Genomic DNA, 14,698 nt, shown 5'->3' with positions numbered 1-14,698 from the left:
GGGGGCCGGTGCCCGCAGGTGGCCATAACGCGCCCGGCGGCGGCTAGGCTGCTGGCGCCAGACAGCGGAGCAATTCAGACAAGCTTGAAGCGAGCGGGATCGGACCGTTGAGTGTGGTGCAAGGCCGCTGGAAAGCGGCCACGTCCCACTATGTCACCCCAGCGAAGGCTGGGGTCTCAGGCGAAGCGTGAGGGCAATCGACCGCTGTTACCCCTGCTGCTTTGTATCTGCACAGGCATGCTATTGAGAATATTGAGTAGCAGGAAGCGACCATTTTTGGTCATTCGGTCAGATCATCCGCGTCCCTGAAACCGGCCACTTATTCAGATGGCAGGTAGAAGACTTAATGGCCAAATCTGGTGGTTTCGCGACTGTCGGCTTTTGAGCATGAGGTCGAAATAGCTGCCATCTCAAAACGAGTAGAGAGCGGGAACACAAAAGGTTCTCGAAGCTCGCCACCGTGGGAAAGATGCGCTGATCTACATTGCCTAGAGCAGAGGCGAATTTACCGCTTGACACTAAATCTATCTAGGTAGAGTTAGTGCGTATGACTCGAACACGTGCACTCTCACCCCATGCCCGGATGGTTCTCGCCGTCCTGCTCGATGCCAAGGGCCAATGGTCTCACGGATATGAACTGGCACGGCTTGCCGATGTCAAATCGGGCACGCTCTATCCGCTCCTTATCCGTCTGGAATCGCAAGGCTATCTCGAAGCGGAATGGCAGCAGCAGCCTGAAGGGGGGCGACCGCCGCGACATGCCTACAGGCTGACTGCTAGCGGAAGGCAGCTTGCCTTGAACAATCCGCCGGGAAAGGCGGCGACACGTGCCGGTCCAAGCAAGGAGGCGACCATATGAGCCTTGGCCTTCGCAGGGGTCTGACCAACCTTGCCTGCCGCGCGTTGCAAGCGACATTGCCGCCTTCGTTGCAGTCATGGGGATGGGCGGTCCGCTGCGAGGCGGCCAGCATCCCGGATGATACCAGGGCGCTCCTGTTCACGCTCGACAGCCTTTGCGGGCTGATGCCGCGGGCAGTTGTTTCGCATCTTCTTCAACCCTTCGCCACGCTAACCGTAAATGGCGCTTCGCTTTTCAAAGGATCGACCGCCATGCACATCTTAGACGCCACGGTGCGTCGCCCTCGCGCGCTCGGCATCGCCTGCGCAATCGGCGCCGTGATGCTCGGTGTGGTATATATGGCGATCGCCGGTGCGCCGATGCGTTATCTCGCCGTCAACGCCGGCGCATTGGTGATCGGGCTGACGATGCTGGCGCTTCTCGGCCGCGCAAACGCACCTGGTCAAACGCGGATAGGCGGTGCGATCATCGCGATTGCGGGCACGCTCCTGGCGACCGCTCTTCTTGGCTCCGAGGTAGAGGGCGCAGCTCGCTGGGTGAGGCTAGGCGAGCTGGCCATCCAACCGAGCCTGATCCTGTTGCCGGTAATGCTCCTCGCCTTCAGCCGAACTCGTAGCGTGCTGGCGACCGGGGGCATCGTCGCAGCGGCCGCCGCTTTGGCGCTGCAACCCGATCGGGCGATGGCCGGGATGCTTGCATCAGGCCTCGTCGCGCTAGCAGTCATACACCGTGACAAACATCTCAGCGTGGCGCTCGCCGCGGGCGTCGCCGGCTTCGCGGCCACGCTGGCTCGTGCCGATATGCTGCCGGCAGTCCCCTATGTCGATCAAATCCTCAACTCGGCCTTTGACGTTCATGTCGGTGCCGGTCTGGCTGTGCTGGCCGGTTCGGTGCTTTTACTTGTTCCCGCGATCGTCGGTTGGTGGCGTGATGCCGGCAACCGCGCGACCTATGCCGTTTTCGGTGCGGTCTGGTTTGCCGCGATAGTAGCGGCTGCCCTCGGCAACTACCCAACGCCGATTGTCGGCTATGGGGGCAGCGCCATCATCGGTTACGCAATAAGCCTGCTGGCCTTGCCGAAGCTGGCGGGGGTCCGTGCTGGCGCGGTCTCCCGCGCTTGTGACGAGAAAGACGGGACACTGTCCGACCGCCATCTCCTCGTCGGACTGGCCTGATCGCATGACGGCCTCCACTCGCGGCAAGTTGCGCCGCATGGTTTGGCTGATGACGTCGCGCCCATATAGATATTGGCTCGTTGTCGCGATCATCGTGGCCTCGATCTACTATGCATGGGGCGAAATCACGCGGACGCGGGGCGCTCAAAAGGTTTCGTTCCGCCCGGCAGGGGAAACTTGCGGCACGTCTGGATCGCTTCGCTACTGCGTCTTTCGCGATCGGCGTGGGACCAACGGCGATGTCGTCTACCATCTTCACGGTCGCAACCTCGACGAGCACATCTGGAACGACGACACATACATGACGGCTCTGATCCAGTCGGATTGGCAGCGTCGCCCCGAACTTCCGCCCACCGTCGTGACCGTTTCCTACGGCTCGACTTGGCTGCTGACCCCGAAAGGGGAGAAGCCCGACAGTGGGCTGCTGGACGATTTCATGGTCCGACTGCCCGCGATCGAGACGAAGGTCGGACGTCTGCGTCGGCGCCTCCTAATGGGAGAGTCGATGGGCGGCCTAAACGTCCTGATCGCCGGCCTTTCCCATCCGGACCGGTTCGATAAGGTCGCGGCCCTGTGCCCCGGCGTATACACGATGTCGCCGTTCTCATCGTTTTCTACGATCCGCGAAGCGATGAAGCGAACAGGCGCCAATCCCAAAAATATCTTCGGCGTCTGGCTCATGGCCCGGACTTATGCGGCGAACGATGCTGAATGGCGACGCATGTCGCCAATCGATTTGATCGAAAGCGCCGGCCCCGACTACCCTGCACTCTATCTGTCGAACGGCCTTTACGACGCCTATGGCAACTTCGAGGGCACGGAGCGGTTGGCCGAAATGGCGGATCAACGAGGCATCGAAACCGAATGGCATCCAATTTACGGCGGACACTGCTCCACCGACATATCCTCGCTGGCCGCTTTTCTCATATCCTAAGGCCGGCGAATGGCGGGTTTTGGCGATATACTCTTCGTAACGGAATGACCGACATTAGGCGATTGTTGCCGAACGATCTTTACAGCGCAGCGGCAGCTATCGCCGGTTAACTCTCCAAAAGCTGACCGACTGAAACCACCCCACCCGCACCAATTACGCGAAAGAATGACAGGCCACTAGCCCCCTCAAGCCGCAACAGGCTCCAGCAACTGGTCCCGCGTGGCCAGCAATTCCGCCAGCGGCGGCTGATCGGTTCCGCGCGCCACGCTCGCCATGGCGCGATCCAGCCGCGCCTTCGACAGGGCGCTGATCTCTGGCAAGCTTTCGACAATGCCGACCATATCGTCCATTTTGCCGAAGCAATTCAGCGCCAGGTCGCACCCGGCCGCCACCACCCCCGCCGCCAGTTCCGGGATGCCGCCCTTCAGCGCCTTCATGTCGAGGTCGTCCGACATCAGCAGGCCGTCAAAGCCGATGCGCTGCCGGATGATGGTGCCGATCACGGTCGGCGACAGGCTGGCGGGTCGGTCCGCATCCCATTCCGTATAGACGACATGGGCCGTCATCCCCATCGGCGCGCGGTTGAGCGTGCGGAAGGGCGCAATATCGGTTTCCAGCGCGTTGAGGTTCGCCGTCACCACCGGCAACGCCAGATGGCTGTCCACCAGGGCGCGCCCATGGCCGGGCATATGTTTGACGATGCCCACCACGCCGCCTTCGCCCAGCCCTTCCAGCACGGCGCGGCCCAGCGCCGCGACGCGCATCGGGTCGGCACCCAGCGTCCGGTCGCCCATGATGTCGCTCGCTCCGTCCTGCCGCACGTCGAGCAGAGGCAGCGCATCGACGGTGATGCCGACTTCCGCCAGGGTCAGCGCGATCGCCCGCGCATTGGCCCGCGCCGCCGCGATCGCGCTGGACGGCGCCACGTCATAGAGGCGGTCGAACACCGCGCCGGGCGGGAAGCTCGGCCAGACCGGGCTTTGCATCCGGGTCACGCGCCCCCCCTCCTGATCGATCATGATCAACAGGTCGTCGCGGCCATGAATGGCCCGCAGATCGTCGGTCAGCGCGCGCAGCTGCGCCCGGTCGACGATGTTGCGCTTGAAGAGGATATAGCCCGCCGGTTCCGCTTCCGCGAAAAAGGCGCGCTCGTCCGCACTCAGGGTTTCACCGGCAAGGCCGAAGATGACAGGCTTCATGCCTGCAATCTAGCGCCGCCCGGCCCACCTGTCGAAGCGCAAATGGCGACGGAGGCATAACCATCGGTCGCGCGACCTTCCCATTCGCACACCCCAGCTAACAGCCGTTGGTCAGTTCACCACCAGGCAGCTTTCGCCCGCGACCTTCAACTTGCCGCAGACCATCGCGGCTTGCTCGCCCGCGCTCGCGCGCAGGCGGTAGACGGTGCCGCCGCCGACCTGCGCCGGTTCGACCGTCATGGCGAGCGGAGCGAGATAGGCGAAGCGTTTCGACAATCTGCCCCACGCATCCTTGGCACCCGATGCGCTGCCATAGGCGCCCAGCTGGATCGTGCCGCTCGTTGGCGTCGCCCTGGACGCAGCCGCCGGCTTGGCCGCAGTGCCGTCAGTGACGGGCGCGGTCACGCTCTGTCCGGCGCGCGGCGAAACGGCGGGCTTGGCCGCGCCGGGCGCTGGCACGGTGCCGGTGATCGGCGCCTCGGGCACGCGGCTCGGATCGATCCGTCCATCCCGGGCCACGCCCTCGCTGGCTGCAAAGCTGGCATCGCCCTCGCCCTCGAATTTCTTGGCATCGGCTTCGTTGGCCGGGATTTTATAGTCGCCTTCGGGCGCAGCGATCAACTGACCCTCGCCACCGGCGCCGCCATTGCGATTCTGCGTCCACCAGACACCGGCCACAACCGCGCCGACCAGCACCAGCCCCAACAGGATCAATCCCAGCATCCGCAGCGGCGATATCCGCTCCTCTTCCTCATCGATCGCCGGCTCCAGCCAGGGCAGCCGATCCTCATCGTCCAGATCGAGTCGGCCTCGCGCATATTCGCCCATCGTCAGAACACTCCGCCTCTCACATATTTCTCAGCCCGGCCCGAACGACCGACGCATCGAAAAATGCGGCACATAACAACGCTCACTGCATCTCGGTCAGCGCGACCACGCCCATCAGGGCCAGGCCGTTGCGAATAATCTGCCCGATTCCCTGAGCAAGGAAAAGGCGGGTCGCGGTGAGCGCCGGATCATCGGCCACAATGACACGCGCGCGCGGATCGTCATTGCCCATATTCCACCAGCCATGAAAGGCCGACGCCAAGTCGTTGAGATAGAAAGCAATACGATGCGGCTCGCGCGTCTGGGCTGCGCCTTCCACGACGCGCGGAAACTGCGCGGCAAGCTTCACCAGGCTCAATTCCGCCGTCCCAAGAAGGGACAGGTCGGGCGCAGGCAGATCAATCCCCGCCTCCTCCGCCCGCCGGCCCAGCGACGATATGCGCGCATGGGCATATTGAACATAGAAGACCGGATTGTCCTTCGACGCTTCCACCACCTTGGCGAAATCAAAGTCCATCTGTGCGTCGGCCTTGCGGGTCAGCATGGTGAAGCGGACGACATCCTTGCCCACTTCCCGCACGACATCGGCCAGCGTCACGAAATTGCCTGCGCGCTTGGACATTTTTACCGGCTCGCCATCACGGAGCAGGCGGACCATCTGGATCAGCTTGACGTCGAACCGCGCCCGACCCTCGGTCAGCGCGGTGACCGCGGCCTGGATGCGCTTGACCGTGCCGGCATGGTCCGCCCCCCATATGTCGATCAACTGGTCGGCAGACTGCGCCTTCTGGAAATGATAGGCCATGTCGGCGCCGAAATAGGTCCATGACCCGTTCGACTTCTTGATCGGCCGGTCCTGATCGTCACCGAACCGGGTCGAGCGGAACAACGGCAGTTCCACCGGTTCCCAATCGTCAGGCAACTCGCCCTTGGGCGCTTCCAACACGCCATCATAGACCAGGTCATGCGCGCGCAGCCAGGCTTCGGCCTCGCCTGGTTTGCCCGCCGCCTGCAATTCGGCTTCCGACGAGAAAATGTCGTGATGAATGCCCAGCAGCGCGAGGTCGTCGCGGATCATGTCCATCATCTTCGCCACGGCGAAGGTGCGGAAGACCACCAGCCAGTCGCCTTCCGGCGCGCCGACGAACCGCTCGCCATATTCGGCCGCAAGCGCTTGCCCGACCGGCACCAGATAATCGCCCGGATACAGACCTTCGGGGATCGCGCCGACATCCTCGCCCAGCGCCTCGCGGTAGCGCAGATGCGCAGAGCGGGCGAGCACGTCCACCTGACCACCCGCATCATTGATATAATATTCGCGGATCACCTTATGCCCGGCATATTCGAGCAGGGTGGCGAGCGCATCGCCCACCACTGCGCCCCGGCAATGGCCCATATGCATCGGGCCGGTCGGGTTGGCCGACACATATTCGACATTGACGGTGACGCCCCGCCCGAAATCGGACCGGCCGTAATCGGCAGCTTGCGCCTGGATCGCGCCCAGTTCCGCGCGCCAGGTGGCGTCGGTCAGCGTCAGGTTGATGAAGCCGGGGCCGGCGATGGCCGCGCTCGTCACTTCGTCGAGCGCCTGGAGCTTGACCACGATCGCCTCCGCCAGTGCGCGGGGGTTGGTGCCGGCCGGCTTGGCCAGCACCATGGCGGCGTTGGTGGCCAGGTCGCCATGGCTTGGGTCGCGCGGCGGTTCGACCGTCACGGGCTTGCGGTTCAGCCCGGCGGGCAACACGCCCTCTGCCTCCAGTGCGTCAAGCACGGCGTCGAGATGAGCGGTGAAACGGGTATAAAGGGACACGGGCATTCCTCGAAAAAGCTAAAAACCCGTTCGGGCAGAGCGTATCGAAGCCTGCACTTTCTAGAAAGAAGAACAGCCCTTCGATCAGTTCAGGGCGAACGGACTATCGGGTTCGCGCTCAGCGGGTCGCATTATATCGAAGTTGATCCTGGGTCAGGTTGAAACCCACGAGCAGTTCGAAACTGGTGCGCTGCAACGCGGCCTTGACGTCCGGCTGGGCGAAGGGGTCGATCGCGGCGTCGGCGTCGCCCGCCTTGCGCTTCTGCACGATCTTGTCCTGAATGTCCGCGGGCAGCGTCGCGGCGGACTTGTTGACATAAGACCCCGCCTTGGCCTGCGCGCTGGCGCGATAGGCGCCCGGCGCGAAGTTCAGCGTCACCTGGCCCACCCGCTTGGCGACGACGGCGCTGCCGCCCTGCACCACGGCGGAAAAATAAGGCAGCACGACCTGTCGCGCCGCGCTGGCGTCACTGCGGCGCGCGTTTACGGTGAAGGTCGCTTCGGTATAGAATTGGTCGCCATCCGCACAGGTCGAGCGCAGATCGGTGATGTTGGCCACCACGTCGATGGCCGATGCGTCGGTGCTGCTGGCCGGGTTGAACAGCGTGATGTCGCCGGTCTGCGCCGGAATCGCCGCTACCGGGCAGGCCGATCGCACCGTGACGATGCCACCCGTCGGATCGATCTCACCCCGCCGCGAACAGCCTGCCAGAGCCAGGGCCAGCATGGCGGTCAGGGCGATAGAAGATTTTTTCACAGGCAGATATTCCTTGGCGCGGCCCGCAAAGGACCAGAAGCTTTGGGCTTCCTTATCCATCCCCCGCCCGCCACGCAACTGCAAGGAAGCGGCTTTCCTCGCGCGGCACATTCGCCTAAGCGGCAAGGCATGACTGATGCGCCCGCAACGCTGCCGCCCATGACCCTGCTGATCGCCGCGCCGCGCGGCTTTTGCGCCGGGGTCGATCGCGCGATCATCATCGTGGAGAAGGCGATCGAGAAATATGGCGCCCCGGTCTATGTCCGCCACGAAATCGTCCACAACAAGTTCGTGGTCGACAGCCTGAAGGCCAAGGGGGCCATCTTCGTGGAGGAACTGGACCAGGTGCCCGATGGCGTCCCCGTGGTCTTTTCCGCCCATGGCGTGCCCAAGGCGGTGCCGGCCAAGGCGGAGGAGCGCGGGCTCGACTATCTGGACGCGACCTGCCCGCTGGTGAGCAAGGTCCATCGCCAGGCGGAGCGCCAGGTCGATAGTGGTCGCCATATCCTCTTCATCGGTCACAAGGGGCACCCGGAGGTCGTCGGCACTTTCGGCCAGGTGCCCGCCGGCACCATGAGCCTTATCGAAACGGTCGCGGATGCCGAAGCCTTTGCCCCTGCTGATCCGGACAATCTTGCCTTCCTGACGCAAACCACCTTGTCGGTCGATGATACCGCCGCCATCGTCGATACGCTGCAACGCCGTTTTCCCACGATCGCAGCGCCCAAGGGGGAGGATATCTGCTATGCCACGTCCAACCGGCAAACGTCGGTCAAGGCGATCGCCGCCCGGTGCGATGCGGTCTATGTGATCGGCGCGCCCAACAGTTCCAACTCGCTGCGACTGGTCGAAGTGGCCGAGCGCGAAGGCACGCCCGCCAGGCTGATCCAGCGCGCCGGCGACATTGATTTCCAGTGGCTGAAAGATGTCGGCACGTTGGGCCTGACCGCGGGGGCGTCCGCGCCCGAGATATTGGTGCGGGAAGTGGTTGACCGCATCGCGGGCCGGTTCGCGGTAACGGAAGAACAGGTCGAGACGGCGCGCGAAAGCATTGCCTTCAAACTGCCGCGCGGACTGGAGCCGGCCTGAGCCATGGCCGTCTACACCCATGTTCCCGCCGAAGAGATTGACGCCTTCCTCACCCGCTACGACGCTGGCCGGCTGGTGTCGGCCAAGGGCATCGCCGAAGGCGTGGAAAACAGCAATTATCTGCTGGAAACCACCGGTGCATATGGGGATAGCGGTTCAGGAAACCACCGCTATATCCTGACCCTCTATGAAAAGCGGGTGGACGAAGCCGACCTGCCCTTCTTCATGGATTTGCTCGACCATCTGAGCGCACGCGGATGCCTGGTGCCGCGTTTCATCGCCGATCGCGAGGGCCGCCGGCTCCAGCAATTGTCGGGCCGCCCCGCCTGCCTGATCGAATTTCTGACTGGCATCAGCGTCACCGAACCCACGCCCGCACAGGCGCGCGCCGCTGGCGTGGCGCTGGGCGAGTTGCACAAGGCCGCGCAGGGCTTTGCGGGCCAACGCCGCAACGCGCTGGACAAGCAGGGCTGGCATATGCTGGCGGCCAAATGCGGCGAGGATTTGGACCTGATCGAACCGGGCCTCGCCGCCCGCATAGCTGCGGAACTGGCCTATCTCGACGCCCATTGGCCCGCCGACCTGCCCCATTCCGTCATCCACGCAGACCTCTTCCCCGACAATGTGCTGATGCTGGGGGACGAGGTGACGGGCCTCATCGACTTCTACTTCAGTTGCACCGACATCCGGGCCTATGACCTCGCCGTCACCCACAGCGCCTGGGTGTTCAGCAATGACGGCGCGACCTGGTTCGGCGATCGCGCAGCGGCGCTGGGCGCGGGCTATCGCCAGGCGCATGGCCTCACCGACGCCGAACGCGCCGCTTTCCCGACATTGTGCCGGGGCGCGGCCCTGCGGTTCCTGCTGACCCGCGCCTATGACTGGATCAACACCCCGGCCGATGCGCTGGTGACGCGGAAGGATCCACTGGCCTATCTTCGCCGGCTGGATTTCTATGCCAGCGCCGACGCTGCGGAACTGCTGGGCGCGTAACACCAGGTGCTCCTGCTGCCGCCGGAGCACAATGATGGAACTACCGAATTCATGACCGATCTTCCCCAAGTCGACATTTTCACTGACGGCGCGTGCAAGGGCAATCCCGGCCCCGGCGGCTGGGGCGCGGTGTTGCGCTTTGGCGACACCGAAAAGGAAATTTCCGGCGGCGAGGCGCAGACCACCAATAACCGCATGGAGATGATGGCGGCGGTCGAAGCGCTGGCCACGCTCAAAAAGCCATGTCGGGTGACGATCCACACCGACAGCAAATATGTGATGGACGGCATCACCAAATGGGTTTTCGGCTGGCAGAAAAATGGCTGGAAGACCGCCGACAGAAAGCCGGTCAAGAATGCCGAAATCTGGCAGATGCTGCTGGCCGCCACCGCCCGTCACCAGGTGACGTGGAAATGGGTGAAGGGCCATGCCGGTCATCCCGAAAATGAACGCGCCGACCAACTCGCCTGCGCTGCGGCGGAGAGCTTCCGGCGATAGGGCGGCTGGCGCCTTCGTCCAAACGCCCCCCTCGTTCCATGCACCGCTGCGCTGCGCGCCAACATCCGCGCCACGATTAAAAAAGGGCGCAGCCATCGGCCGCGCCCTTTCTGTTTCAAACCTGCCGCGCGCTTATGCGCCGGCGGGCGTGGGATCGCCGAACGGCCCTTTGCGCTTGCGCGTCTTGGGGATGGACGAGCCCGCTGCCGGAATGACCGACGGCTTGATCGTCGTGCCATCCTCGCGCGTGATTTCGCCCTGCTCCAGCAGCGTCTTGATCTCTTCGCCGCTCAGCGTCTCATATTCCAGCATCGCATTGGCCAGCAGGTGCAACTGGTCCTCATGACCTTTCAGCACTTCCTGGGCACGGGCATAGCCCTGTTCCACCAGTCCGCGGATTTCCTTGTCGATCAGCTTTGCCGTCTCGTCGGACATATGCGTGCGCTGGCTCTGCGAATAGCCAAGGAAGGTCTCGCCCTGCTGCTCTTCATATTGCAGCGGACCCAGCTTGTCGGACATGCCCCATTGGGTAACCATGTCGCGCGCCAGCTTGGTGGCGTACTGGATATCGCCCGAAGCACCCGAAGAAACCTTGTCATAGCCGAAGATGATCTCTTCGGCGACACGGCCGCCCATGGCCACGGCCATGTTCGCGTGCATCTTGTCACGATGATAGCTGTAGCTGTCCCGTTCCGGCAGGCGCATCACCATGCCCAGCGCGCGGCCGCGCGGGATGATCGTCGCCTTGTGGATCGGGTCGGACGCGGGTTCATGGACAGACACGATGGCATGACCGGCCTCATGATAGGCCGTCATCTTCTTTTCGTCGTCGGTCATGACCATGGAGCGGCGTTCCGCACCCATCATCACCTTGTCCTTGGCCGATTCGAATTCGTCCATCGCCACCAGACGCTTGCCGCGACGCGCCGCCATCAAGGCCGCTTCATTGACGAGGTTGGCAAGGTCAGCGCCCGAAAAGCCCGGTGTGCCCCGTGCGATGGTGCGCGGGTTGACGTCAGGCGCTAGCGGAACCTTCTTCATATGCACAGCCAGGATTTTTTCGCGACCCTCAATATCGGGGCGCGGCACCACGACCTGCCGGTCGAAGCGGCCCGGACGCAGCAAGGCAGGGTCCAGCACGTCGGGGCGGTTGGTCGCCGCGACGATGATGATCCCTTCATTCGCCTCGAAACCGTCCATCTCGACCAGCAACTGGTTCAGCGTCTGCTCGCGCTCGTCATTGCCATTGCCAAGACCCGCGCCACGATGGCGGCCGACCGCGTCGATCTCGTCGATGAAGACGATGCAGGGCGCGTTCTTCTTCGCCTGTTCGAACATGTCGCGCACGCGGCTCGCACCGACACCGACGAACATCTCGACAAAGTCGGACCCCGAAATGGTGAAAAAGGGCACGCCCGCCTCTCCCGCGATGGCGCGGGCCAGCAGCGTCTTGCCGGTGCCGGGACTACCCACCAGCAGCGCGCCCTTGGGAATCTTGCCGCCCAGACGCGCGAACTTGGTGGGGTCTTTCAGGAACTCGACGATTTCCTGCAATTCCTCACGGGCCTCGTCGATGCCGGCGACGTCGTCAAACGTCACCTTGCCCTGTTTTTCGGTCAGCAGCTTGGCCTTCGACTTGCCAAATCCCATGGCACCGCCCGCGCCGCCGCCTTTTTGCATCTGGCGCAGCACGAAAAAGGCGATGCCCAGGATCAGCAGGAACGGCAAGGACTGGTAGACCAGGATCATCCAGAAGCTTGGCTGCTCCTCCGCCTGGCCCGAATATTTGACGTTGAAGTCGTCCAGCATCTTGGGCAGGCCAGGGTCGTTCACCGGCACCGTGCTGAACTTCTGCCCGTTCGACAGCATGCCGTTGATCCGGTCGGGCGCGATGGCGACCTCCTTGACCTGGCCGTCCTGCACCTTGGAACGGAATTCGGAATAGGCGATGCCGGTCCCCGCCGTGGAGGCGGTGCGGCTGTCGAACATCGACACGAACAGCAGCAGGGCGACGATCACGCCCGCCCAAATCATCGCACTCTTGATCCAGGGGTTGCCCTGCGGGTCTTTCTCGTCGTTCATCATCACTCTCTTTCACCCGCCAAGATAGGGCGCGCCCGCAAAAGCGCAAGCGAAGCGCGCATCCTGCCGGACCGGCGATTTACCCTGGCTGACTATATTCAGGCAAAGCCCAGCAGCGTCAGCGCGACATAGCCGAGCGCGAGCGCCAGACCGCCCGACAGCCCGCACAGCAGATAGCCGGTATAGAGCAGCAGCGGGGGATGCGGGCGCGCCAGCTTCCGGTTTCGCTGCGCCGCCGAAAGAATGACGCTGGCCAGCAGGCCGTAGGTCAGCGCGGCAAACTCAACCATTCTGCAAATCCTCGCTCGACAGGCCTTGGAACACGCCTGACGATGATGAAGGATCGGTCATTGCGCCGCATCAATTCGGCAGACCGTGATGTCTGCGCGACAACCCGTGGAACCTTTCCGAAACATCTTACGGAAGATTATCGGCGGGGCGGCGCGGGCGTCAATGTCCAGCGGGTGCCACCTTTCAACAACCATTCGCCCAGACTCGCCTGCCGCCCGGCCGCCGCCGCGCCTAACGCATGGTCGAGGCTTTCCCCGCGCGGCGGCGGGGCGTCCGGGTCCGCCTGCGCCAACATATACAACACCAGCCGCCGCAGATATTCACGCGGCAGGTCGGTGCGATCGAGCCGCCAGACCGCTCCGTCCGCCCGGACATGGATGTCCGCCAGCGTCGCCACAGTCCAATCGATCGCGGCGTCCGCATCCGCCAGTGCCGCCGCGCTGCGCGCCGCCGCCTCGGCATCGAGCCAGTCCACCGCAGCCAGCGTCGCCCGCAACGCCGCCCGGTCGAAACGGGGATCGGCATTGGACGGGTCCAGCACATGCGGCAGCCCCTCCGAGCCGACCAGCGCCTGCAACGCGGCCTTGCGCACGGCCAGCAGCGGGCGGATGACATGCCCGGACCGCGCGCGCACGCCGGCAAGTCCGGCCACGCCCGAACCCCGGTTGAGCCGCATCAGCAGCGTTTCGATCTGATCGTCGGCATGATGGGCGGTCATCACCCAGTCGATGTCATGTTCGACGCGCCAGCCCTCGATCAGCCGATAGCGCAGCGCCCTTGCCCAGGCCTGAACATTGCCCTGGACCGGACGATCGGGGGTCAGCGTGACATGGGCGATGCCCTGCTCTTCGCACCAACGCGCGACCATCGCGGCTTCTGCTGCGGATTCCGCGCGCAACCCATGATCCACCGTCACTGCCGAGACCCGGCCGGAAAAAGCTCGGGCCGCGAGGAACAGCAGCGCCATGCTGTCGGGGCCGCCCGACACGGCCACGCCGAACCGCCACCCCGCATCCTCGCCGATCAGCGTCCGTGTCGCAGCGACCAGCCCCGCCTCGAGCGCGGCGCGATCGCCCGTCCCGCTGCTGGTCAGCTGCACTTCGCCTGGGCGCGGCCCTTGTCCATCATCCCGCGCAGGCTGGCCGACAGGCTGCCGCCATAGACCTGATCCAGTTCCTGATAGACCTTGCAGGCGTCGGCCGGCTTTTTGAGCTGAATCAGCGCGTCGCCCAGATAGGCGAGGCTGTCCGACGCCCGGTCGCCACGCGGGCGCTTCTGGTAATTTTCATAAAAGGCGACCGACGCCAGCGCCGGCTTGCCGTCGTCCAGATAGGCGCGACCCAGCAAATTCTGCGCCCGGCTGGCGATCGAACTGTCGCCATATTTCTCGACCGTCGCCTTCAACTGCGCCTGCGCCTCGGGATAAAATTTAGCGTCCCACAGACGAAAGCCATAAGTATAGGCGTCATTGGCCGCGTCGCCGGTATCGGGCCGCTCGATCGCCGCGACAGCGGTCTTGCGCGCTTCGCTGGCGCCGGCAGGCGCCACAGGCTTGGGCGCAGCAGGCCGGGCGGCAACGGGCGCGGGTTCGCTCGTCGGCATCGACACGGGCGGCGTCACCGTCGCTGGCGATGCCGGCGCACCCTGGGCCAGCCGGCTGTCGGTCTCCGCCTTATATTTGGTGAAGGCTTCCTCCATCTGACGGAGTTTGAAGCTGTTTTCCTCGACCTGCCCGGTAATCGACGCCAACTGCGATTCCAGCGCGCCCACGCGCGCGATCAGATCGGCCACGGGGGTCGATGCCGGTGTGCCTGGCGCGGTGGCGGGCGCAGCAGGCCGGGTGATTTCAGCCTCCAATGGCGTACCGGCCGGAAACACCTTGCGCTGCACCGCGCGCATTTCCTTTTCCAGCCGATCGACCCGTCCCTCGACGCCGCTCTGGGCGGCGGCCGGCGGCGCGATCGCGATCAGTGCTCCCCCGATCAATGCTGAGGTCGCGAAAAAGGCGTGACGCATGATGTTCCCCGACTGCGGCGATTTCCGATCAGACATGTCGTCCGACGATCCGATAATCGCATTAAACCAAAATCAGAGCGGCCTGCCCCCCACCAGTCGGGCAACCACTGCTGACCTTAACCATAAAGCCTTATTCCGCGCGGTAAAGTAAGACCTGCGCCGTGCTC

At 64.0% G+C, this 14,698-nt stretch carries 14 protein-coding genes; 6 read left to right on the top strand and 8 right to left on the bottom strand.

Annotated features, from left to right (window positions below):
* The first annotated feature begins 547 nt into the window (after positions 1 to 547).
* The 3 genes from C100_RS26490 to C100_RS26485 are packed head-to-tail and all read left to right on the top strand — an operon-like array spanning position 548 to position 2,968.
* Complete coding sequence (locus C100_RS26490) at positions 548 to 859, top strand: PadR family transcriptional regulator (protein WP_024018034.1); 312 nt, start codon at positions 548 to 550, stop codon at positions 857 to 859.
* Complete coding sequence (locus C100_RS48930; protein ID WP_200866537.1) at positions 856 to 2,034, top strand: hypothetical protein; 1,179 nt, start codon at positions 856 to 858, stop codon at positions 2,032 to 2,034. The genes C100_RS26490 and C100_RS48930 overlap by 4 nt, the downstream gene beginning before the upstream one ends.
* A 4-nt stretch (positions 2,035 to 2,038) precedes the next feature.
* The gene (locus C100_RS26485; RefSeq protein WP_024018032.1) at positions 2,039 to 2,968 is read left to right on the top strand and encodes an alpha/beta hydrolase-fold protein; all 930 of its coding nucleotides are present in this window, start codon (positions 2,039 to 2,041) and stop codon (positions 2,966 to 2,968) included.
* A gap of 185 nt (positions 2,969 to 3,153) precedes the next feature.
* Here the strand turns inward: C100_RS26485 and nagZ are convergent, their stop codons facing one another.
* From nagZ to C100_RS26465, 4 genes are all read right to left on the bottom strand, one after another.
* Positions 3,154 to 4,167, bottom strand: coding sequence for a beta-N-acetylhexosaminidase (gene nagZ, locus C100_RS26480; RefSeq protein WP_024018031.1), 1,014 nt, complete (start codon positions 4,165 to 4,167; stop codon positions 3,154 to 3,156).
* A gap of 111 nt (positions 4,168 to 4,278) precedes the next feature.
* Positions 4,279 to 4,995 (bottom strand): SPOR domain-containing protein, encoded by a 717-nt coding sequence (locus tag C100_RS26475; RefSeq protein WP_024018030.1) that lies wholly within the window; start codon positions 4,993 to 4,995, stop codon positions 4,279 to 4,281.
* Between the two features lie 82 nt (positions 4,996 to 5,077).
* Positions 5,078 to 6,805 (bottom strand): arginine--tRNA ligase, encoded by a 1,728-nt coding sequence (gene argS, locus C100_RS26470; protein WP_031308530.1) that lies wholly within the window; start codon positions 6,803 to 6,805, stop codon positions 5,078 to 5,080.
* Positions 6,806 to 6,923: 118 nt separating this feature from the next.
* The gene (locus tag C100_RS26465; RefSeq protein WP_031308528.1) at positions 6,924 to 7,532 is read right to left on the bottom strand and encodes a hypothetical protein; all 609 of its coding nucleotides are present in this window, start codon (positions 7,530 to 7,532) and stop codon (positions 6,924 to 6,926) included.
* Positions 7,533 to 7,691: 159 nt separating this feature from the next.
* Here C100_RS26465 and ispH point away from each other — a divergent pair, with 159 nt between their 5' ends.
* Genes ispH through rnhA form a run of 3 tightly spaced genes read left to right on the top strand, consistent with a single transcriptional unit; the run spans position 7,692 to position 10,142 of the window.
* Positions 7,692 to 8,651 (top strand): 4-hydroxy-3-methylbut-2-enyl diphosphate reductase, encoded by a 960-nt coding sequence (ispH, locus tag C100_RS26460; protein WP_024018027.1) that lies wholly within the window; start codon positions 7,692 to 7,694, stop codon positions 8,649 to 8,651.
* Between the two features lie 3 nt (positions 8,652 to 8,654).
* The gene (gene thrB / locus C100_RS26455) at positions 8,655 to 9,644 is read left to right on the top strand and encodes a homoserine kinase (RefSeq protein WP_024018026.1); all 990 of its coding nucleotides are present in this window, start codon (positions 8,655 to 8,657) and stop codon (positions 9,642 to 9,644) included.
* Positions 9,645 to 9,695: 51 nt separating this feature from the next.
* Entirely contained in the window at positions 9,696 to 10,142 is a 447-nt protein-coding gene (rnhA, locus tag C100_RS26450; RefSeq protein WP_024018025.1) for a ribonuclease HI, read from the top strand.
* A gap of 132 nt (positions 10,143 to 10,274) precedes the next feature.
* Here the strand turns inward: rnhA and ftsH are convergent, their stop codons facing one another.
* The 4 genes from ftsH to C100_RS26430 form a co-directional block, all read right to left on the bottom strand.
* Complete coding sequence (gene ftsH, locus C100_RS26445) at positions 10,275 to 12,224, bottom strand: ATP-dependent zinc metalloprotease FtsH (RefSeq protein ID WP_031308526.1); 1,950 nt, start codon at positions 12,222 to 12,224, stop codon at positions 10,275 to 10,277.
* Positions 12,225 to 12,322: 98 nt separating this feature from the next.
* Positions 12,323 to 12,514 (bottom strand): hypothetical protein, encoded by a 192-nt coding sequence (locus tag C100_RS26440; RefSeq protein WP_024018023.1) that lies wholly within the window; start codon positions 12,512 to 12,514, stop codon positions 12,323 to 12,325.
* A 137-nt stretch (positions 12,515 to 12,651) separates the two neighbouring features.
* Positions 12,652 to 13,614: a tRNA lysidine(34) synthetase TilS gene (tilS, locus tag C100_RS26435; protein ID WP_024018022.1), complete on the bottom strand. Its 963-nt coding sequence runs from the start codon at positions 13,612 to 13,614 to the stop codon at positions 12,652 to 12,654.
* Positions 13,605 to 14,531, bottom strand: a complete 927-nt coding sequence (locus C100_RS26430) for a hypothetical protein (protein ID WP_031308524.1) — start codon at positions 14,529 to 14,531, stop codon at positions 13,605 to 13,607. Before C100_RS26430 ends, tilS begins: the two co-directional genes overlap by 10 nt.
* Positions 14,532 to 14,698 lie beyond the last annotated feature (167 nt).

Source organism: Sphingobium sp. C100, assembly GCF_000508185.1.
Lineage (GTDB): Bacteria > Pseudomonadota > Alphaproteobacteria > Sphingomonadales > Sphingomonadaceae > Sphingobium.
This window is presented reverse-complemented; position numbering and strand designations above follow the sequence as displayed.